This window comes from Coleofasciculus sp. H7-2 (assembly GCF_042747725.1).
Lineage (GTDB): Bacteria > Cyanobacteriota > Cyanobacteriia > Cyanobacteriales > FACHB-T130 > FACHB-T130.
Genome location: NZ_JBHZGO010000024.1, coordinates 89,284 through 110,121 on the forward strand (window position 1 = coordinate 89,284; position 20,838 = coordinate 110,121).

Below are 20,838 nucleotides of genomic sequence, written 5' to 3' on the forward strand. Positions count from 1 at the left end.
AGAAACAATAGACGCTCACCTGAATCCGCCACGTTCCAAAAAATTTGTCAGAAAAAGAATGAACAGAGACAGCGAACTGAGAATAACGACCAAAATCAAGGCGATGTTGTCGCGTCCCGACTGAACGGCTTCGTAGATTGCCATTGGCATCGTTTGCGTGACACCGGGAATATTGCCCGCAATCATTAAAGTTGCGCCAAATTCCCCTAAAGCGCGGGCAAAACTGAGGACAATTCCCGCGAGGATGCCTTTCCAGGCTAAAGGCAACCAAACGCGCCAGAGTATTTGCCCATTAGATTGACCCAATGTAGCAGCGGCTTGCAAGTAAACTGGGTCAACACTTTCTAAAGCTGCCTTTGTGGTTTTTACCATTAGCGGTAACGCCATAATGCTTGCCGCTAAGACTGCGCCTTGCCAGGTAAAAATGGGCGTCCAACCAGTAGCTTCGTAGAGAGGGCGTCCGATTAAGCCTTGGCGTCCAAATAGAATCAGCAGATAGAATCCCACGACAGTCGGCGGCAAAATTAGGGGCAGAGTGACGATAGCATCCACCCAGTTTCGACCGGGAAAGCGGTAACGTGCCAACAGGTAGCCCAACAATCCCCCCGCGATCGCTACGAAGACGGTGGAAATGAGCGCCACCCACAGCGACAAGCGCAAAGCAAAGAAGAGTGTTGAGGACTCAGTACTGAGGACTGAGGCGAGTAATGAGGACTCAATCTTCATCACTCTTTTTAGGTTCGACCGCAAAGGTGAGAACCGTCTCATCGATGCCTTTGAGCTTGAGTGGACTGCACTTAGTCATTTCCTTCTCGTCCAGGTAATCGGCAACGGCAGCAGAAACCAGGATGCAATTAGGTTCCGCTGCTTCTTGAAGGCGAGAGGCAATATTCACGCTGGGGCCAATGGCGGTGTAATCTGACCGTTGGCTGCCTCCAAACATTCCCACCACAGCAGTTCCTTGGTGAATGCCGCAGCGGAACTGGACGGGTGCGCGATCGCTAGTGCCGACAATGCCTGCCTCCAACCATTTCTGATTGAGTTGATCCAAAGAGGCGTGCATTTGCCGCGCCGCTGCGATCGCGCGTCTTACCTGTTCGTTGGGCGTCAGCTCTTCTGGGGCACCAAACAGTGCTAAAATCGCATCCCCCATAAACTTGTCCACCGTGCCACCGTTATCAAACACGGCTTTGGTCATTGCTTCCAGGTATTCATTGAGCAACTCAGCCACTCGTCGCGCTCGCAAAGTATTTGCCAAACTGGTAAAACCCACAATGTCACTAAATAAAACCGTAACCAGCTTGGGTTCCGGACTCAAATCCAGCTTCAGTTCGCCTTTTGCCGCCTTCTGCACCATTATTGGCGGTAAAAAGCGCTTCAGCACCGACTCTGTCAGATAAGAATTCAGCTCCACCACCCGGCGCTCATTTTCCTTTAGCGCTAGCAAATTGTGGACTAACGCTAACAATTCCCGGTCGTTAAATGGCTTAGCGAGATAGGCATCCGCTCCCCTCTCGGTGCCTTCAATGCGAGTATCTTCGTCTACTTTGGCGGTGAGCAAAATAATCGGCGTTCCCTTGAGTTCTGGGTTTTCGCGGAGCATCCGAATCATATCCAAACCGGACACCAAGGGCATCATCAAATCCGTCACGATCAGAGAGGGACGCCTTTCCTTAGCGACGGCGAATCCTTCATTGCCGTTTCGAGCCATGCAGACTTGATAGCCATCATTTAGCAAAATGCGAGACACATAAGCTCGTAAATCCGGATTGTCGTCCACCACCAAGATGGTGTGAATGACTGAGGAATTGACGCGGTCGGGGGATACTGGCTGCGACTCTGTTGCCAGTGTATTTAGAGAAGATTCTGCTTCTTTATCCTGACTCAAAAGTTCCCAGTCTCCAGTTCCTTCTTCCACCTCCAAATCTGCCAATTCCACAGCAGCGCGATTCGATTGGGCTTCAGTTGGCACTTCCAACACCAGATCCAGCGGTAGGTGTGCGGTTCCAGTTTGCAGCCAGACGGTAAAGGTGCTGCCTTCTCGGTAAACCGACTCGATAGAAATTTGACCGCCGTGGAGTTCCACCAGTTCTTTCACCAGCGCTAAACCCAAGCCACTGCCTTCATAGGAGCGGTTGACCGATCCTTCCGCTTGACGGAAGCGCTCGAACAGATGGGGGATTTGTTCCGGGCGAATGCCAATGCCAGTGTCTGAAACCTGGATTCGGACGTGATCTCCAGCGGGTTGCACCAGCACGGCTATCGTACCTCCCGCTTCGGTAAATTTCATGGCATTGGATAGAAGGTTGTAGAGTACCTTGTCAAATCTTTCTAAATCTAAATAAACCGGCTTACAGGATTTCATTTCCAGCGTCAGCTGCAAGCCTTTTTTCTCGCAGTAGGGGCGAAAAGCTTCGACAATTGTTTCGATAAATTCTACTAAGTTACAAGGACGGAAACTGGCTTGCATTCGACCGGCGTCGAGTCGTTGGATATCCAGCAGTTGATTGACCAGTCGCAGTAAGCGGCGGGAGTTGCGTAGGGCGATCGCCGCTTGATCGTAAGGCAAATCTTGATGCTGATTCACCGCTGACTCTAGCGGCCCTAGCATCAGAGTCAGCGGCGTGCGAAATTCGTGAGAAACGTTCTGGAAAAACTCAGTTTTCTGTCGGTCTAATTCTAGTAACCGCTCCGCCTGCTGCCTGGTTTTTTGATACAGTCGAGACTGAGTCACAGCGATCGCTGCCTGCGCTGCCACCGCCTGCGCTAATTCCACCTCCGAAGCGTGCCAGCGGCGAGGTCGGTTCGTTTGGCGCAAGGTAATGCTACCAATAATCTGACCATCGGACAGTAACGGTACCACCAACAGCGCCCGCGCCGGACTCCGCAACGGGAGATCGAACCCGTTCATTTCCGGGTTCCGATCCAGATCGTGGACTGCCACCGGGTGTTGTGTATTCAGCAGCTGTTGCAACACCGGATTTCCGGCAATTGGGACAACCGAGTGGGGCAATAGAGGATTCTTTGCTTGCAAGGGCGAAGCATTATTGCCGAAATGCGGGTCTAATTCCATTTTGGCGACAAATGCTCCGCTTGTACTTGCGAAAATCGAGTCCTCGGTCACCGATGCATCCAGCACCCGGCTTTCTGTCCCGTCATACAAGCCCACACACTGAACAAACTCATCCTCCTTTCGCCACAGAGACAGGGCACAGCCATCCACCTGCAAGGCTTGTCCCAACTGTTGAGTAATCGCCGCAAAGATGTCCTGCGGGTCAAGACTGGAGCGGATTGCCGTCGTAATCGTATTGACAAGAGCCTCTCTTTGTGCAAGTCGGGAAACCTGTTCGTAAGCCCGCGCCTGAGAAAGAGCCAGAGCAGCTTGATCCGCCACCATCACCACCAGCTGAATCTCATCATCCTGCCACACGCGCGGCTGTCCGCACTGATGCAGCGCCAGAACTGCCATCAATTCCAGTTGGCAATACAGCGGCACCACCAAGCTAGAGTGAATATCCGCCTGTCGCATTGCCTCTAGACGTTGCCTAATTACAGGGGTATCGCCTGGGAGTTGCTCATCCGTTTCAACATCATTAATGACTTCTACATCGTGCGTTTCCCACACCAACTGACTGAGAACTGAGGACTGAAGACTGAGGACTGAGTGGGGATCTTCATTTTGCTGCCCAGTCTCGCTATCTCCCAAAGAAGACTCAGGCAGCAAAACTGAAGACGGAGTCGTGTATTCTAGTGACTCCTGACTCCCGGCTTCTTCCTCCGCCCTCAGTCCCGCCGTTCTCTGTCCTGACGATGGACTCAGTTCCGAAATGATCAGTCCTGAGGATTGCCGCTTGCCTTTTGCCTCTTGACGCTGATAAATGAATCCTTCATCTGCCATCCCGTCTTCCTGGAAGGGACGCAAAATGCACACGCTCACCTCCAGCATATGACCCACGGTTTCCACAATCGTCTGGAGGACTTGCTGAAGGGGCGAACCGCCCCGCCGGTACTGGGCGTTGCGAATGGTATTCGTGACCGTATTGAGCAGCGATTCGCGGCGCAGGGTCCGGCACAATTCCTCAGTGCGAACCTTCAAAACATTGTGGGTATCCATTGCCTGCTGCACCAGCGCTTTTAGCTCAGCAGCATCCCAGGGTTTGGTGACGTACTTGAAGACCTTCCCGGCGTTGATGGCTTCCACCAAATCTTCCACATCGGTGTAACCAGTCAAAATGATCCGGATAATATCTGGGTACTGAGTGGCGGTGAGGCTGAGAAATTCCGTGCCGCTCATCAGGGGCATCCGCTGATCCGAGATGATCACGGCAACATCCCCTTCATGCGCCAGAATCTCCAGTGCCGCAGGACCGTTATCTGCCCTGAGTACCTTATATTCTCGATGAAAAGTGCGATAAAGCAGGTCGAGGTTATCGGGTTCGTCATCGACGACCAGAATTTTGGGCTTTTTAGTGGCTTGGGATTTCATGCCCCGCTCTCCTGCTGTAGTATGGTGCAGCTCATGCCTACGCCCATGCAAATGCAAAACAGTCTCCATTTCATGCACAGATTCTTCCAGCGATTGAGATGGAAAAGCGGATGGGAGATAAAGACGGGCGATCCCTATCCAAGCTACTATCCGCATTCCACTGTTTCCGAATCCGGAAGCTGTGGAAATTGCCTGGTTGCACCCCAATTAATCTTAATTTTTCAGTTTCAGTACGGCTGTACTTTCTGGTGTCGATTTTAGAGAAACACCCCGGTTCTGGCTCCTGCTCCCCGATGCCCCTGTGAGGAAGCCTTCCTCGTACCCCACAGAGCTTCCTGAGGGATAGGGGTAGGGTGTAGGCGATGCTTGTCGTCAGACGACTGACAACGACCCTGCCCCGCTCAATAACTTTTTGGGGAGAAAATGCACTTGTCACTTGCTTTTTATTTAAGATACCCGCTCTTTATTACTGACTTTAACGTTTGGGCGTGAATCTCAGTTATAACTGCTGCGATCGCGCTTCCATTCCCCTGCTTTGAAATTGATCGATAACAGGCTGTTAGAGAAATACCTGGACGAGCGCTGCTGCTCCGGACAGGATAGCGATGCTGGCTCTACTGTCCGATGCCGATTCTCCAAAGGTCGATGCACTCCTTGTACAATAGTATCCTTGCTGGAAGGAAAGAAGCTTTGCCAGGGGTAGGCATTCTTCCAGGCTAACTTGCCCTAGAAACTCTCCGACGCGGCGACTTGTCAATCTTCCCAGTTAATTCATTTTGCTCCAGTACCGGATATTAAACCTGCGAAAATCAGTGCAAAATGATCTAGGATGAAACCTGCTAGATATTCAACTTACGCTCGGCTGTGAATCCCTGCTTTCCACTCTTGCACCGCCAACCTGAAAGAGCCGCACAACCGAATGGTGCCTCTGACTTTATCATCCGGGCAGCCCACCAAAATGATTTGACCAGCCTCACCGAGATCCTGGCAGATAGCTTTCACCCTCGATCGGGAATTTGGGCTTTGGCCTATCCGTTATTTCGACTGGGAATTTACGAAGATTTGCGGACTCGGCTGCGCTTGATTCCTCCAAATTACATCTGTTTAGTCGCTGTCGATCCGACTGGTAGCACCAATCAGGGGAGTGGAGAGGAAACTTCATCCCTGGTCCCAAAAGCACAAGAACGCCAAGCAGCAAACGCTGATTCCGTGGTGGGGACGGTCGAAATAGGACTCCGTCCCTGTTCCTGGCAACCCTGGAATTCTCAATATCCTTACATCTCGAATTTGGCTGTCCATCAGTCGTGTCGGCGACGGGGGGTGGCGCAGCAGTTACTGCTGTGTTGCGAACGAACAGCTTTGGAATGGGGATTCTGCGACCTCTACCTGCACGTCTTAGAAAACAATCATCAGGCAAGGCAGCTTTATCTGAAGGCGGGATATCGACTGCACCAAAGCGATCCCAGCTGGAGTGACTGGCTGCTGGGGCGTCCTCGACGGCTGTTCTTGCACAAACACTTGGCTCCTGGAAGCTAAAATAACCGTCCCCTCGCCTCGCTGGGATTCCTTAGATTTGAGGATGATTGCGTTGGAAATTGCTAGCCAGAAAACACGTTTAATCAATTCAATCAGTCCTTAAATCAGTGAGTGACTCTTGCTTATAGCAACTTCACATTAACTTTAAACAATGGTCACTTTTGGGGGTAGATTATTGAAGAATACCCAATACAGTGCGGTTGTGGGCTACTGGCTGTTGTATTTCCTGCGTTCGGGCAATATGCCATAAAATTAAATTAAGAAATTACCGCTTGGTGACTTATACTAATGTCAAATGTTTTGATAATGTAATTATTGTTTACATACATAATAGATGGCAAACTGAATCTCAAGCTTGCAATCCATCCAGAACTAACAGAATTGGGTTTGCCTCTGTGCTTCCGGTTCGGGTGCATGCCCAAAGAAAAAATATAGCAGTAAGAGTTGACATGGATAGCGACAACCAACAGCGCTACCAGACTGCCCTATATAAAGCGGATGCCAATCAAAGCCCTACCTGTGTCGCCCGCTCTCAAGGCTCTAATGGCATGAATAACGAAAGCCCGAACCCTGACGAGGAATCGTCTGATATCCTCAATCAGCTGCGTGATAAACAGCTGTTAATCGTGAATAGTCGCCGCCGGAATGGCTTGATCCTCTACAAACACTACCATGCAGAGTTTGCAGGGCCAGGAGCGGCTGTGGGCGGATTGTTTGATGTGGATGCTAAATGGGTGTTGCCAGTGGGCAATTTGTCGTTGGTAACTCCTGAATCCGCTCAGGAACGGCAGAATGCTTATTTGATTCGGCGACAGTGGATTCGACTCACGAAACAAATTACGGATAACCCGGTGCCGCTGCAACGAGCGCAGAAGATACTCGAACAGTTTAAGCAGTTCTTTGGCACGGAGACGCTGGCGCAAGTCCCGGATGATGCTTTTGCGCTGTTGGTGGGGGTATTGCCAGAGACTATCCGCAGGGCACGGGATCTGGGGGATTAATTAAAAATTAAAAATTAAAAATTAAAAACTCCCTATTTTTAATTTTTAATTTTTAATTTTTCCTTCCTAGCTCATCGCTTTTAAGACTGCCAGGAGATGCTGGCGCGATCGCTCATTTTCTTCCTCACTACCTACTGTCAGACGAATGCCGCCGCCGGTGTGACGAACCAAAGTTCCCAATTCTTTGAGTTCCTGTGTCAAGAAGGTCAAGGCTTGATCAAGCGAACTAGAGCCTGTTGCTAAAAGACGCAGGTAGATGAAGTTTGAGGCACTGGGCCAAACTTGTAAGGCGGGTTGCTCTTTGAGAAAGTCGAGTAACTTGTCTCGTTCGGTGAGAATTTGGGGAATGCAGCTAAGAAGCAGTTGCTGCTGGGAAAGGGCAAGTAAAGCGGCGGCTTGGGTGAAGCTGGGGAGGTTGTAGGGGAGACGGACTTTTTCGAGGGCGACGATGAGTTCTGGGTGAGCTAGAGCATATCCTAGTCGCAGTGCTGCCAGCCGAAACGCCTTGGAAAATGTTCTGAGTACCACCCAGTTTGGACGCTGCGGCAATTCACCAACCACGGTTGTCTGGCTAAATTCAAAATAAGCTTCGTCAATTACCACCAAAATATGCTCTGGCAAACTCCGCAGCCATTCTAACTCGGCGGCAGTTAAGGCGTTGGCGGTGGGGGAGTTGGGATGAACCACAAATACCACCCGGATTGGCGGATTCTGGGTTTCCTCAATGGCTTTTTGGGCAGCGGCAAGATCCATTTCAAAATTCGCTTCCTTGCGCCCTACACTCACGACAGGAATGCCTAGCGTCTTTGCCAGAATCGCGTACATGGAGAAGGTGGGATCGGCTACCAAGATCGCACCTTCTTTGCCTAGACAGGTGGCAATCAGGAGGGAACGAATGAGTTCATCTGAACCGTTCCCGACAGAAATGCTGGCTGGGGTAATAGGGGCATCTAAGGATTGGTTCGCGTACTGGGCGATCGCTTCTTTGAGTTGGGCATGACTGCCATCAGGATAGCGATTCGTCTCAATTAGCTGCTGATAAGTCCATGCCAACTTTTCTTTTAATTCTTTCGGCAAATCAAAAGGGCATTCATTGGTATCCAGCCGATCGATCGGAATTGAACCCGCGACTGGACTTCCTGACGTGCCGCCTGGGTGGGGCATATAGGCGCGTAACTGAGATAAATCTGACCGGATGAACGAGAGCATAAATTCTTGATCTAACAACTAACAACTATTTTTGACCCACCAGCGCGATCGCCGTGACTTCTGGCGGACAAAATAGGCGTCCGGGCGCATAAGTTCCCAGTCCCCGATTCACATATAGCTGGTTTTTTCCCACCTGATGCCACCCTTGCGACCATTCCCAATGTTCTACCACTTTGTTGCATTCCTTCATAAAAGGCACCCAGCGCTGCATCGGTTTGGGAATGATGTGGCGGAAGCTTTGCAGCAGTTGCGCCGCAGGGCCATATCCAGGAATCACCACTTGACCGCCGTGAGTATGCCCTGACAGTTGCAAATCCACCCGCCATTGTTGCAAAATCTCGGCGGTATCTGGGTTGTGGGATAAGACGATTCGGGGTATATCCCGATCGAGTTGATTCATGACTGGCGCTGGATTAAATTCCCGCGACCAAAAATCAGCCAGTCCTACTATTGGTAATTCTTGTCCCAATGGATAAGCAATTTCATTCCAGAGGACATGAATCCCAATGCTAGTCAGGGCGTCTTGCACCTCTTTTTTTGAATGGCGGTAATAATTATCGTGGTTGCCTAGTATGGCATAGATACCGGCACGACTTTGCAGGTGTTTTAGCCGCTGCACCAGGGCGTGAATCGGGGCTGGGTTGTCGGTTACGTAGTCGCCAGTCAATAGAACGAGATCGGGATCGGCTTGATTGCTGGCTTCAATTGCCTCTGCCAGTAGCTTTTCCGATAGTCGCAGACCATCGTAGTGCAAATCGGACAATTGCACCAGCTTTGTGCCGTGTAACGATGCAGGTAAATTCGCGATCGCTACTGTCACATTTTCTACACTTAAAGGTTCGGTTAATATCCAGTGCATTCTGCCAACTCAACTCAAGCTTAACTGGCGATTCCAGCATAGCTTAGAGATCGGATTGGTCGCGTCCTTACTCCGATAGCGGACGATTTAGGCGTGGGGGAATGAGGATGCGATCGCTAAATTGTTCTTTTTACAAGGGTCTAAGGCATTTATCTGTGAATTTACTTAATTTTTGGCTAAGAACAGATAAATGGTCAATATAAATACGGTTTTATAATAAGTAAAAACCTTTTATCTTTATTCTAAACAAATTTATAGTTCCTTCTGGATTTCCGCATAAATAATCGGTTTTTGTTTCAAATAAATTAGATAATTCATAGAATATAGCTACAGCAAAATTTAAAAATATTTTTTGTATTAATCGATACAAAACTATTAAATTGCCATTAATTAGAGTCCGCCTCTTATGACTAAAAAGACGGAATTCGCCGCGTCTCTACAATCTTCTTCCAGGAAAGCCGCTATTATTGTCACCCTAATTGGCTGTGTTGTTTTATTGGGGTGGATATTAAATATTACAGCCCTTAAAAGCATTTTACCGGGGCTGGTCAGCATGAAAGCCAACACAAGTATAGCCTTGATTCTGAGTGGCTTGTCTTTGTGGTTATGGCACGCGGAAGACAACCGAAGAAAGTCTTCATTTTACCTTTCTCAAGTCTTGGCAATTATTGTCATTGTAATCGGTTTTCTGACACTAATTGAGTATGGATTTGGGTGGAACTTAGGGATTGACGAACTGCTGTTTAAAGAACCAGCCGGTGCTGTTGGGACTTCTGCACCAGGGCGGATGTCTCCCAATAGTGCCCTGAGTTTTATGATGCTTGGCTGTGCCGGAGTGCTGTTATCTAGAAGGGTGTACTATTTGGCTCATTGCTTTAGCTTACTCAGTTTTTTGATTGGTTTTTTGGGACTACTGGGATATATCTACGACATCACCTCTTTTTACGGCACGAATTACCAGACAGCGACAGCCGTGGCATTGCATACAGCGATCGCATTCATCCTGCTTTCCATCGGCATCCTATTTGCTTGTCCAAATCGAGGGCTGATGACAGTTGTTACGACCGACAAGGCAGGCGGATTGATGGCTCGACGGATGTCGCCAGCCGCGATTGGCATTCCCTCCGCCTTAGGCTGGTTCATTTTATGCGGCTACCAATCTCAGATTTTTGACCACAAAGTTGGGCTGGCTCTTTTTGGCGTCTTCAACGTAGTTATTTTTGCCTTTTTAATTTGGTGGAATGCCAGATTCCTGAATGCTGTTGACACCCAGCGCCACCGAGCCGAAGCAGCACTAAAACAGGTGAATCAAGAGCTAGAAGATAGAGTTGAGGAGCGCACGATCGAGCTGAGTCAACTGAACGAGCAATTACACCAGCGAATTGCCGAACGCCAGCAGACAGAGGACGCGCTCCAGGTAAGCTATAACCTCTTGCATGCAGTCATTGAAGGAACTCCCGATGTCATTTTTATCAAGGATCTTCAGGGTCGCTACTTGATGGTCAACTCTACGGGTGCCAGCCTACTTGGCAAGTCTGTAGAGGAGATGATTGGTAAGGATGACTCCGAGTTATTTCCACCTGAGGTTGCCCCTCAAATCATGGAGACTGACCGCAGAATTATGGCTTCTGGGACAACTCACACGTTAGAGGAAGTCGTCTGTATCAATGACATCGCGGTGACGTATCTCTCAACAAAAAGCATCTACCGCGATCCCCAAGGAAACGTTATCGGTTTGATTGGGATGTCGCGAGACATTAGCGATCGCAAGGCATTAGAAAAAGAATTAGCACAGCGCGAACAGCTTTTGAAATCATTTATTAGCGTTGCGCCTGTCGGACTCTGTATTCTTGACGACCAGATGCGGTATCTGCAAATCAACGAGGCGCTTGCACAGATCAATGGCGTGACTGTAGAAAAACATTTAGGCAGATCCCTTGCTGAAGTCTTGCCTGACGCTGCACAAGCGATTGAATCGACGTTACGCAGAGTACTGACGACAGACGAAGCGATTCTCAACATTGAGGCGTGCGGTGAATTACCTGCCAATCCAGGCGTCCTGATGCACTGGTTAACTTCTCAATTTCCCATACCTGGGGAAGACGGCAAGCCGATGGCTATTGGTGTCACAGTGATGGATATTACTGCTCGCAAACAAGCTGAGGAAGCTCGTCGGGAGAAAGAAGCTCAGTTGCAAGAAAAAAATCAGCAGCTAGAACATACTCTCCAAGAACTTCAACGCACTCAATCCCAACTGATTCAGAGTGAAAAAATGTCCAGTTTAGGACAACTGGTTGCTGGGATTGCTCACGAAATTAATAACCCAGTTAACTTTATCTTTGGGAATCTCAGCCATGTCAGGGAATACAGCCAAGATTTATTAAATCTATTGCACCTTTATCACCAGCAGTACCCTAATTCAACGCCAGAAATTCAGGAGGAGATAGAAGCGATTGACCTAGATTTTATGATGGAAGATTTTCCTAACCTGTTGTCATCAATGAAGGTGGGGGCAGATCGCATTCGGGAGATTGTTCTTAGCTTGCGGAATTTTACGCGAATTGACGAAGCTGAAATGAAGGCGGTTGATATTCACGAAGGAATTGATAGTACTTTAATGATTCTGCATAACCGCCTGAAAGCAAAACCGGATCATCCTAACATTCAGATGATTAAGGAGTACGGTCACTTACCTAAAGTTGAGTGCTACGCAGGACAGCTGAATCAAGTGTTTATGAATCTGCTCGCTAATGCTATTGATGCGTTGGATGAGTACAACAAACAGCGATCGCTTTCAGAAATCAAAGCAAATCCCAGCCGGATCAAAATTCGCACTGAGGTACTAGACTCCGATCGGGTAGTTATCAAAATTGCGGATAATGGCTCTGGAATGACAGAGGCGGTGAGGCAACAGCTATTTAATCCCTTCTTTACCACCAAACCCGTCGGTAAAGGCACTGGACTGGGTTTGGCAATTAGCTACCAGATTGTTGTAGAAAAGCACAAGGGTCAATTGCAATGTCTCTCAGCACCGGGTGGGGGAGCGGAATTTATTATTGAGATTCCACTTCGGCAGATAGTTTAGGAAATCGATGCTTTATGCGATCGCGTTCTAGACTAGAAAAACGGGAAAATGAGAATGCGATCGTACAGAAAACTCTTTTCCTCTTGGCTAAGGAAAAACTCTAATACACCATTATTCTTTGTGGTGATTTCACTAAAACTCTTTATCCTTGTTTATGTCTAAACCAATTAGACCAGTTTAGTGAAGTTAAGTGTTGATACAACGACTTTTTAATGATACAATTGTACTATCAAGCTTAAGGTGTATAATTTTTGAGCTTTGTCCGGTGACAAAAACGCTAAGAGCTTGTTTAATATCATTAACACAACAGGAGGCAGCTATGGCTCCTACAACCGCAGCCGCTATTGCCGATTATTTCATTCATGTAGCTAATGAGACTGGCTCATTTATCAGTAACCTCAAGCTACAGAAGCTGGTGTATTATGCCCAAGCTTGGCATTTGGCTGTCTATAATGCTCCTCTATTTGATGAAGACTTTGAAGCTTGGGTGCATGGGCCTGTTATTCCTACTTTGTATCAGGAGTACAAGCAGTTTGGATGGAAGCCTATTGACAAGCAAGTAGAGCAACCAAACTTCTCCAAAGAAGTGCAAGAATTGTTGGACGAAGTAGCAGATGAGTATTTCGGATGTGATGCTTTTGAGCTAGAGCTGATGACTCATCAGGAAGACCCTTGGATTATGGCAAGGAACGGGTTACCCAAAGATGAAACTTCTAATGCTATAATTCCGAAGCCATTAATGGGAGAATATTACAGGCAGGGTCTTGGGGAAGAAAATCAAGAAGAATAAGGTCCGGCATGACAACCCAAGGGTCGAGAAGAATGAGCCGAAACAACCCTTGGGTATCACTTTTTCTTTCAAGTTCTTGATAGATAACAATGAAAAGTTTTCGATTAAAAATAAGGACGCAAGATATTTAGAAGCCTTGCTAAACAGACTGCGTCACTTATCAACGATGAGAGTCAATGAAATGAGGGATAACCAGAGTCTTCGATGCCATCCTATAGATTGGGATGACACTACTGAGACTTGTTTTGGCTTTCCTGGTGAAGAGCAGCTCGTAGACCTACCATACCAGTTCCAAATATCATCGAATGAACATGGTAGAGTACATGGATTTTTTATTGAAAATATTTTTTACATTGTTTGGCTTGACCCTGACCATAATCTTTATAGCTGAAGTACGCGATCGCTTAAAAGCTGCATAGACGAAGCGATCACCTCGTCAAATCAAGCTATCCAAAATCAGATTTCGGATAATATAAATGTACTAATCCAAAACCTCAAAGTAGGGACTGTGCTATGTCAACTGAGGTAACAAAAGAGACAATCTCCCAGGCTGTAGATCAGTGGGACTGGGAAAACCCGCCGATGCCTCCCACTGACTTGATTTTTGATGATGGTGAACCAATGGAGAGCAACCGCCACCGCATTGCGATGAATGTCTTGATCCGGTCGTTAGAGCAAGCTTGGAGCGATCGCAACGACTTCTTCTGTGGTGGTAATATGTTCGTCTATTACAGCAGCGAACAGGCTCGTAATCGAGACTTTCGAGGGCCAGATTTCTTTGCAGTATTAGACGTTGATGGCACCAGATTGCGGCGAGGATGGGTAGTCTGGGAAGAAAATGGTCGTTACCCGGATGTAATTGTAGAATTGATGTCGCCCTCGACTGCTGAAGTTGACACGGGAATCAAGAAAGATATTTACGAACGCACTTTCAAAACGCGGGATTATTTTGTTTTTGACCCTTTCGATCCCACTTCCCTACAAGGATGGTGCTTAGATGGGAACTTGCATTATCAGCCTTTGGTTCCCAATGAGCGGGGATGGCTTTGGTGTGAAACTTTATCGCTTTGGCTGGGAACCTGGGAAGGAAAGATTCAGCGAGATCCGGCTGTGTGGTTGCGCTTTTTTGAAGTTGGAGGCAATCTGGTTCTGTTACCAGAGGAAGCAGCTCAAGCTAGAGCGGAACAGGAACGCCTTCGTGCGGAACAGGAACACCAGCGTGCGGAACGCTTGGCGGCACAGTTGCGATCGCTTGGGATAGATCCAGAAAGCTAGAGGTGCGCGATCGCTATACTAGAGCAACCAATTGTTGGCTCATCACTGCCAGCGTTATCAAACCTAACAGAGTCATCAATCCCGCAGGCATAAATTTGCGAGTTTTCGCCAACCGGATGGCAAAGACAATGACGAGAACAGCGGTGACAACGGTTGCTAAAATCAGCCCCCACTCTTGACCCTGCAATAGCATCACGCCACCGAGAATGAGTAATAAGCCGCTGATGCTGCCAGAAATCAGCGAAACTTTGCTTTGAGCTTGAGAGTAGCCCATGATGCCGCCAATAATGGCTAAAATTCCGTAAGCGATCGCGGCGATAGTACCCGGATTCATCTAGTTAAAACCTCATTGCTTGAGTAGAAATTATTTCTAGCGTTGGGAGACAATTTACCATAGCTGAGATACACCACTCACTTGATTAATGGATACTCAAGCGATCGCCTCAATCGAATTTCTGCAACGCCAAGCTGCCTCTGTGTTACTTTATCAATCCGTCCTCAGTGGCGAAGTCGGCACGGCTTTCCTGAATCTGCTACAAGTTTTAAGCAGTAGCAACACTAATGGACTGGCTTGCCTGCAAGCTTACGGCACTTGGTTTCAAGCTTTAGCCGCCAGAAATCAAGGTTGGCAAGACTACCTGATTACCCAGATTCTCAGAACTGACAATCCTTTTAGCAAGCAAGTCCAGCAAACGTCTTTACTGTCTCCAGCGCTGGTAGCTGCTGCCCAGCAAGATTTACAAGCCTTGCAGAGCCTCTACAATTGCAGTAGCGACCAGTTGAGCCGGTGGGTGCAAGCCGCAGCCAAGCTACTCGCTGCGCCCGTTGCTTGGAACCAGCAGCAGGAATGGGTAGGCGCAATCCATGAATTCTCTATGTGGCAGAAATTTCAAATGTCAGAAAATTGGGTAGACGTGCTGGAATTTCTAGCTGCTCATTACCAGCAGTACGGTACGGGACTATTTGCTTCTTATCGGGCTTTAGGCTGGCAATCTGGGCAGTTGGTGGGCATTTCTTATCCCGATCCCGTGCAACTTTCAGAATTAGTCGGTTACGAGTCTCAGAAAGACACCTTGCTAAAGAATACACAATTTTTACTTGCCGGTTATCCAGCTTTGCACGTTTTGCTCTACGGCAGTCGTGGGAGTGGCAAATCTTCTTTGGTGAAGGGGTTGTTAAATGAGGCTGGTACTGACAACCTCCGCCTCGTCGAAGTTGCCAAAGCTGACCTGAAAGACTTACCAGAAATTGTAGAGCAATTGCGGGGCGTTCCTCAGAAGTTCATCATCTTTGTTGACGATCTCTCCTTTGAGGAAGATGACGACGCTTTCAAAGCTCTTAAAGTGGTGCTGGAGGGCAATTTAACCGCACGTCCTCAAAATGTGGTGGTTTATGCGACTTCCAATCGGCGGCATCTGATTCGAGAATTTTTTAGCGATCGCCCTCGTCCCAAAGATAATGAAGAAATTCACGCCTGGGATACGGTTCAGGAAAAGCTGTCGTTTAGCGATCGCTTCGGTCTGACTTTAACCTTTGAACCCGCCGATCAGAACACCTACCTAAACATTGTTCGCCATCTTGCGACCCAAGTCGAAATTTCCCTCACCCAGGAAGATTTAGAGTATCGTGCCTTACAGTGGGCAACTCGTCACAACGGGCGTTCTGGACGTACAGCACGGCAATTCATTGACTTTCTCAGAGCTGATTTAGCTGTCGATAGCTCAGAATCTTCTAGATTAAACACATAATTAGAATCCTGTTCCTATGGATTATAACTTGGAAGTTGCTGACTTTAGCTAATAAAAAATGATATGCGATCGGTCAAGGTAAGCAATCGGATTTTACTGGGTTCAATTGCCTTCGGTGTGAGTTTTTTCCTTAGCCTTATTGCCAACCGAGATTTCCCGAAAGCCTTGGTTACAGGTTTAATTACTGTACCCGCTACCTATGCAGGAGCCATTGTTGTACAAATTAAACAAAAAAAGCAGAAATTTTTCCTACAAAATGAAATTCAAGCTATCTCTGGCGAAAGACAAAACTTAGAAGATGATATCTATTATTTGGAGTCAAGCCTAAACCAACTGCACGTACAAATATCAGAAATCTCTAACCGAAGAGAGGTAATTAATCGAGAAGTATCCACTTTAGGAGCTTATAGATACCAACTAGAAGAACAAGGGTTTATTCTCCAAACTCAACTTGAAGTTCTGGAAAGACAAAAAGCAGAACTCAATCAATCCTTGTTGACTGCAACAGCGGAAAAACAGAAAACGGAAACCAGCTTAAATTTTCTGAAAACAGAACTCAAGCAACTGCAAGCTCAAGTTACAGATAATCAGAATGAAAAAACGATACTAGACCAGGAAATCACTAACCTTAAAAAACAAAAACGCCCTTTACAATCAGAAGTAGATAATCTGCAAACTCAGCTTCAGACGCTGGAAGCACAGAGATCGGTGCTGAATCAGTCTCTGGGATCTTTAAAAGTAGAATTAGGGCAATTGCAAGGGCAAGTGTCATCTTTAAAGTTGGAACACAAGCAGTTACAGTTACAAAGTGGAATTTCAAATCCCCAAAAAAGACAATCGCAGGCAATCCCTTTTTTAGAAATACAAAAAAAACAATCAGAAGAAAATTTATCAGCTGAATGGACTGCTCTAAAAACAAAACTTACTAATGATGATATTCAGATAATCAAAGCCATAGTAGAACAAAACAATCCAGGTGCAACGCTCAAAAGAATTGCTGAGGCAAATATAACCATGCCTCAACTATTGATAGATGCAATAAACGAGCGTGCTATAGATACCATCGGCGATTTTATCATTGAACCAGGTTCGGCATCGATTCCGCCTGCGATCGCTGAGGAATACTTGACAAAAGTGAATAAGATGCTCGAAACTTAGTTTTATAAAACTAACAATTTATCAAAATTTATTATAAAAACCTAAATAAACCCAATCAAAAACCTTACCCCATTCCTCGTAGGTGAGGGGAAAGGAGAAAGGTCAAAACTTTACCTACTTAGCAAGAAATAAATTATTTTAAACCATGACAAAACTCAAAATTACCAAAAGAATATCGAATGCCTTAATCAATTCTCTAGGTGCAGGCGTTGTACCTAGAATTGGTCTGGAACATATTGCTGTAGGACGAGAAAAAGAAGTCAAAGCTATTGTACAGGATCTCGATAATATTGGCGAAGGAGGTGCAGGATTTCGCTTCATTGTAGGACGCTATGGTTCCGGTAAAAGCTTTATGCTACAACTGATTCGCAACCACGCGATGGAAAGAGGTTTCGTAGTAGCTGACGCTGATTTATCTCCCGAACGCCGACTCACAGGAACTGACGGGAAAGGGGTTGCAACTTATCGGGAATTAATGCAGAATCTTTCCACCAAAATTCGCCCCGAAGGTGGCGCTTTCACGCCGATTTTAGAAGGATGGATTAACGGAATTCAGAACCAAGTCGCGCAAGAAAGTGGGATGCGTCCCAACGACACTGGGTTTGACGATAAAGTGGAAGAGAAAATTAGGGAAGTTGTTAAGGATATAGAAGGTTTAGTTCACGGGTTTGACTTTGCTAATGTCATCATCACCTATTGGCGCGGCTATCGTTCTGATGATGATGATAAAAAGGAAGCGGCGCTACGTTGGCTTAGAGGAGAATTTGGGACTAAAACTGAGGCAAAAACCGCGCTGGGAGTGCGTGTCATCATTGACGATGAAACTTGGTATGATTACATCAAGCTAGTTGCAAAGTTTGTTTCAGACATTGGCTACAAAGGGCTTTTAATTTTGGTGGATGAAGCCGTTCATTTGTACAAAATTACTCATACTGCTTCCCGTCAAAAAAACTACGATAAGCTATTGGCAATGTTCAACGATACGATGCAGGGAAGAGCAGAAAATCTCGGCATTTTGATCGGAGGAACGCCAGAATTTGTGGAAGACAAACGCCGGGGGTTGTATAGTGATGAAGCATTGCGATCGCGCTTAAGCAGCCGTGTCAAAGGAGGTCATCAGGATACCTCAGCACCCGTCATCCAGCTAGAAATATTAACTCCCCAAAATATATCCGAGCTTTTGCACCGCTTAGTAGATATTCATGCTACCCATTACAACTATAATAAAACTCTGAAACCGAGTGACTTGCAAGAGTTTATGCAAGAAGTTGTCAATCGCTTAGGTGCAGACAAATTCTTAACACCCCGTGAAGTTGTCCGCGATTTTATCAGTATTTTGAATATCCTCCAACAAAACCCCAACATCTCTTTCCGAGAACTCATTCATGGTTCTAATTTTAAACCGACTTCTGCTGCCAAAAACCCAGAGGTAGATGGGAATACTGAATTTGCAGAATTTACCCTATGAGCGAACAGGCTTTTGATAAATTAGCGCCTTTTATTCAAAAATATATCTACACCCAAGATTGGACTGAATTAAGAGACGTTCAAGTTGAAGCTTGTCGGATAATTTTTGACACAGATGCTCACTTGTTGATTGCCGCCGGAACCGCATCCGGGAAAACAGAAGCAGCTTTTCTTCCAGTTCTTACTTTATTACATCAAAACCCATCTACAACGATTGGGGTACTTTATATTAGTCCCATAAAAGCGTTAATTAACGACCAATTTGAGCGTCTAAATGACCTGTTAAAAGAAGCAGATATTCCAGTCTGGCACTGGCACGGCGATGTTTCCCAGACTCGTAAGAAACAACTCATAAAAGACCCCAAAGGAATTCTGCAAATAACGCCAGAATCTTTAGAAAGTCTCTTAATTAATAAAAATACTCAACTGTTTCGCTTGTTCGGAGATTTGCGCTTTATCATTATTGATGAAATCCATGCCTTTATGGGTTCTGAACGAGGTTGCCAAATTCTCTGCCAGTTGGCACGCCTATCAAAATTTGTAAAAAATCCCACCCGTCGGATTGGGTTATCGGCTACCCTTGGCGATTACTCACTCGCTGAAGACTGGCTGCGGCTGGGAACCGAAACGCCAGTAATTACTCCGGATATCGAGGGAGGACAACGAAAAGTCAATCTGGCTGTAGAGCATTTTTTTGTTCCTCCCGTTGAAACAAATGATACTGATGATTTAGTCATTAGTCCTTACTACAGGCATATATTTGATATTACTAAATCTCGAAAAAGCCTCATCTTTGCTAACAATCGCTCAGATACAGAATCAGTTATCGCCAACTTGCGCGAAATTGCAGAAACTGAAGGATTACCAGATATTTATCACGTCCATCATGGCAGTATTTCTACCTCGTTAAGGGAAGCGGCTGAGGATGCGATGCGCGATACCATTCCATCTGTTACTGCTGCAACTGTCACGCTTGAATTAGGAATTGATCTCGGTCAATTAGAGCGAGTTATTCAATTAAACGCGCCTTTTTCTGTATCCAGTTTCTTGCAGAGATTGGGACGTTCGGGAAGGAGAGGAAGTGCGGCAGATATGCAGTTTGTTTGCGCTGAAGAGGAACTATCAACAGAGGAATCGCTTCCTAATCAAATTCCTTGGCAACTGTTGCAATCTATCGCGATTATCCAACTTTACTTAGAAGAACGTTGGATTGAACCAATCAAGCCGGTTAAATATCCTTTTAGCCTTTTATATCACCAAACAATGAGTATTTTGGCAGCGATAGAGGAACTCTCCCCCGCAGCTTTAGCTCAGCAAGTTTTAGCCTTACCACCCTTTGCTGCTATATCTAAAGATGATTTTAGGCAATTGCTGCGAAACTTGATAGGAATTGACCACATTCAGCAGACTGAGGGAGACAAATTAATTATCGGGTTAACCGGGGAGAAAATTGTCAAAAATTTCCATTTCTACGCCGTCTTCTCCGACACAATTGAGTATGCTGTCAGGGACGAATCGATGGAAATTGGCAGTATCCTGATGCCTCCGCCTGTTGGTAATTGCTTTGCCTTGGCAGGTAGAACATGGGAAGTTTTAGATAGCGATGCTAAAACAAAAACGGTTTTTGTTAAGCAAGCGCAAGGTCAAGCTAAAATTTCTTGGCATGGTGGCAGTAGCAATATTCATACAAAAGTCCTTGAACGGATGCGAAGAGTTCTGGTTGAGGAGTCTCAGTATAGCTACTTGCAAAGTAATGCTAAAAAGCGTCTAAATGAAGCTCGTCAATTAGCTCGATTTTGGGAATTTGAAAGAAATAATATTGTTTCCTTAGGAAGCAAAACTTGCTGCATTTTTCCTTGGATGGGTACTGTCGCTTACCGCACCCTAGAAAGGTTTCTAAATTTATTTGGTAGAGAGTCTATAGACATCAAGAAAATTGGGAGCCAAGCTCCATACTTTATGACTGTTAAGCTGGGAAAAAATGGAGTAGAAGAGCTTGGCTCAGAAATACTGGCATTTGGCAATAAAAGGATTACAGCGCTAGATTTAGTTGCTGTTGAAGAACCTTTAAAAATGCAAAAATATGATGAGTTTATTCCTAACAACTTGCTTCGCAAAGCATTTGCTTTCGATTGTTTAGATGTTGGAGAAGTGAAAAAAATTATTAGTGGTTGGTAAATGGGAGAATAGAAAGGCTAGAGAATGCGTAGAACAAAGTTTGAGG

The 20,838-nt window shown here is 46.3% G+C and carries 16 protein-coding genes; 9 read left to right on the forward strand and 7 right to left on the reverse strand.

All coding sequences use genetic code 11. From position 1 onward, the window contains the following. Positions 1–15: 15 nt before the first annotated feature. The 4 genes from modB to ACFW2W_RS05375 form a co-directional block, all read right to left on the reverse strand. Positions 16–726: a molybdate ABC transporter permease subunit gene (gene modB, locus ACFW2W_RS05360; RefSeq protein WP_378174321.1), complete on the reverse strand. Its 711-nt coding sequence runs from the start codon at positions 724–726 to the stop codon at positions 16–18. Further along, positions 716–4,486, reverse strand: coding sequence for a response regulator (locus ACFW2W_RS05365; protein WP_378174324.1), 3,771 nt, complete (start codon positions 4,484–4,486; stop codon positions 716–718). Before ACFW2W_RS05365 ends, modB begins: the two co-directional genes overlap by 11 nt. A 70-nt stretch (positions 4,487–4,556) precedes the next feature. After that, complete coding sequence (locus tag ACFW2W_RS05370) at positions 4,557–4,922, reverse strand: hypothetical protein (RefSeq protein WP_378174326.1); 366 nt, start codon at positions 4,920–4,922, stop codon at positions 4,557–4,559. A gap of 123 nt (positions 4,923–5,045) precedes the next feature. Next, the gene (locus ACFW2W_RS05375; protein ID WP_378174329.1) at positions 5,046–5,243 is read right to left on the reverse strand and encodes a hypothetical protein; all 198 of its coding nucleotides are present in this window, start codon (positions 5,241–5,243) and stop codon (positions 5,046–5,048) included. Positions 5,244–5,350: 107 nt separating this feature from the next. On the opposite strand from ACFW2W_RS05375, the gene ACFW2W_RS05380 reads away from it, so the two are divergent. Together ACFW2W_RS05380 and ACFW2W_RS05385 are read left to right on the forward strand one after the other, a co-directional pair. Then, positions 5,351–6,022, forward strand: coding sequence for a GNAT family N-acetyltransferase (locus ACFW2W_RS05380; RefSeq protein ID WP_378174332.1), 672 nt, complete (start codon positions 5,351–5,353; stop codon positions 6,020–6,022). Between the two features lie 449 nt (positions 6,023–6,471). Continuing rightward, the gene (locus ACFW2W_RS05385; RefSeq protein WP_378174335.1) at positions 6,472–7,023 is read left to right on the forward strand and encodes a hypothetical protein; all 552 of its coding nucleotides are present in this window, start codon (positions 6,472–6,474) and stop codon (positions 7,021–7,023) included. Between the two features lie 66 nt (positions 7,024–7,089). Here ACFW2W_RS05385 and ACFW2W_RS05390 read toward each other — a convergent pair whose 3' ends face one another. Both ACFW2W_RS05390 and ACFW2W_RS05395 read right to left on the reverse strand, forming a co-directional pair. Further along, complete coding sequence (locus tag ACFW2W_RS05390; RefSeq protein ID WP_378174337.1) at positions 7,090–8,232, reverse strand: histidinol-phosphate transaminase; 1,143 nt, start codon at positions 8,230–8,232, stop codon at positions 7,090–7,092. A gap of 25 nt (positions 8,233–8,257) precedes the next feature. Then, the gene (locus ACFW2W_RS05395; RefSeq protein ID WP_378174340.1) at positions 8,258–9,091 is read right to left on the reverse strand and encodes a metallophosphoesterase; all 834 of its coding nucleotides are present in this window, start codon (positions 9,089–9,091) and stop codon (positions 8,258–8,260) included. Between the two features lie 406 nt (positions 9,092–9,497). Here ACFW2W_RS05395 and ACFW2W_RS05400 point away from each other — a divergent pair, with 406 nt between their 5' ends. From ACFW2W_RS05400 to ACFW2W_RS05410, 3 genes are all read left to right on the forward strand, one after another. Continuing rightward, on the forward strand, positions 9,498–12,176 hold the full coding sequence (locus tag ACFW2W_RS05400; RefSeq protein ID WP_378174342.1) for a PAS domain-containing protein: 2,679 nt from the start codon (positions 9,498–9,500) through the stop codon (positions 12,174–12,176). Between the two features lie 319 nt (positions 12,177–12,495). Further along, positions 12,496–12,966, forward strand: coding sequence for a Panacea domain-containing protein (locus ACFW2W_RS05405; protein ID WP_378174345.1), 471 nt, complete (start codon positions 12,496–12,498; stop codon positions 12,964–12,966). 513 nt (positions 12,967–13,479) lie between these two features. Then, complete coding sequence (locus tag ACFW2W_RS05410) at positions 13,480–14,241, forward strand: Uma2 family endonuclease (RefSeq protein ID WP_378174348.1); 762 nt, start codon at positions 13,480–13,482, stop codon at positions 14,239–14,241. Between the two features lie 13 nt (positions 14,242–14,254). Here ACFW2W_RS05410 and ACFW2W_RS05415 read toward each other — a convergent pair whose 3' ends face one another. Further along, positions 14,255–14,575: a TMEM14 family protein gene (locus ACFW2W_RS05415; protein ID WP_378174351.1), complete on the reverse strand. Its 321-nt coding sequence runs from the start codon at positions 14,573–14,575 to the stop codon at positions 14,255–14,257. Positions 14,576–14,663: 88 nt separating this feature from the next. Between ACFW2W_RS05415 and ACFW2W_RS05420 the strand changes: the two genes are divergently transcribed. From ACFW2W_RS05420 to ACFW2W_RS05435, 4 genes are all read left to right on the forward strand, one after another. Next, entirely contained in the window at positions 14,664–15,989 is a 1,326-nt protein-coding gene (locus ACFW2W_RS05420) for an ATP-binding protein (RefSeq protein ID WP_378174353.1), read from the forward strand. A 63-nt stretch (positions 15,990–16,052) separates the two neighbouring features. Beyond that, a complete protein-coding gene (locus ACFW2W_RS05425; protein ID WP_378174356.1) occupies positions 16,053–17,147 on the forward strand; it encodes a tellurite resistance TerB C-terminal domain-containing protein in 1,095 nt (364 codons plus the stop codon). 145 nt (positions 17,148–17,292) lie between these two features. Next, positions 17,293–18,615 carry an ATP-binding protein gene (locus ACFW2W_RS05430; RefSeq protein ID WP_378174359.1) on the forward strand — a complete coding sequence of 441 codons (1,323 nt, stop codon included), beginning with the start codon at positions 17,293–17,295 and terminating at the stop codon, positions 18,613–18,615. Then, positions 18,612–20,792: a DEAD/DEAH box helicase gene (locus ACFW2W_RS05435; protein WP_378174362.1), complete on the forward strand. Its 2,181-nt coding sequence runs from the start codon at positions 18,612–18,614 to the stop codon at positions 20,790–20,792. Before ACFW2W_RS05430 ends, ACFW2W_RS05435 begins: the two co-directional genes overlap by 4 nt. Positions 20,793–20,838: the final 46 nt, after the last annotated feature.

Excerpts from the sequence above, each read along its gene's own strand:
- modB (WP_378174321.1), bottom strand. The coding sequence starts at position 726 with ATGAAGATTGAGTCCTCATTACTCGCCTCAGTCCTCAGTACTGAGTCC.
- ACFW2W_RS05365 (WP_378174324.1), bottom strand. The coding sequence starts at position 4,486 with ATGAAATCCCAAGCCACTAAAAAGCCCAAAATTCTGGTCGTCGATGAC.
- ACFW2W_RS05385 (WP_378174335.1), top strand. The coding sequence starts at position 6,472 with ATGGATAGCGACAACCAACAGCGCTACCAGACTGCCCTATATAAAGCG.
- ACFW2W_RS05390 (WP_378174337.1), bottom strand. The coding sequence starts at position 8,232 with ATGCTCTCGTTCATCCGGTCAGATTTATCTCAGTTACGCGCCTATATG.
- ACFW2W_RS05395 (WP_378174340.1), bottom strand. The coding sequence starts at position 9,091 with ATGCACTGGATATTAACCGAACCTTTAAGTGTAGAAAATGTGACAGTA.
- ACFW2W_RS05400 (WP_378174342.1), top strand. The coding sequence starts at position 9,498 with ATGACTAAAAAGACGGAATTCGCCGCGTCTCTACAATCTTCTTCCAGG.
- ACFW2W_RS05405 (WP_378174345.1), top strand. The coding sequence starts at position 12,496 with ATGGCTCCTACAACCGCAGCCGCTATTGCCGATTATTTCATTCATGTA.
- ACFW2W_RS05410 (WP_378174348.1), top strand. The coding sequence starts at position 13,480 with ATGTCAACTGAGGTAACAAAAGAGACAATCTCCCAGGCTGTAGATCAG.
- ACFW2W_RS05415 (WP_378174351.1), bottom strand. The coding sequence starts at position 14,575 with ATGAATCCGGGTACTATCGCCGCGATCGCTTACGGAATTTTAGCCATT.
- ACFW2W_RS05420 (WP_378174353.1), top strand. The coding sequence starts at position 14,664 with ATGGATACTCAAGCGATCGCCTCAATCGAATTTCTGCAACGCCAAGCT.
- ACFW2W_RS05425 (WP_378174356.1), top strand. The coding sequence starts at position 16,053 with ATGCGATCGGTCAAGGTAAGCAATCGGATTTTACTGGGTTCAATTGCC.
- ACFW2W_RS05430 (WP_378174359.1), top strand. The coding sequence starts at position 17,293 with ATGACAAAACTCAAAATTACCAAAAGAATATCGAATGCCTTAATCAAT.
- ACFW2W_RS05435 (WP_378174362.1), top strand. The coding sequence starts at position 18,612 with ATGAGCGAACAGGCTTTTGATAAATTAGCGCCTTTTATTCAAAAATAT.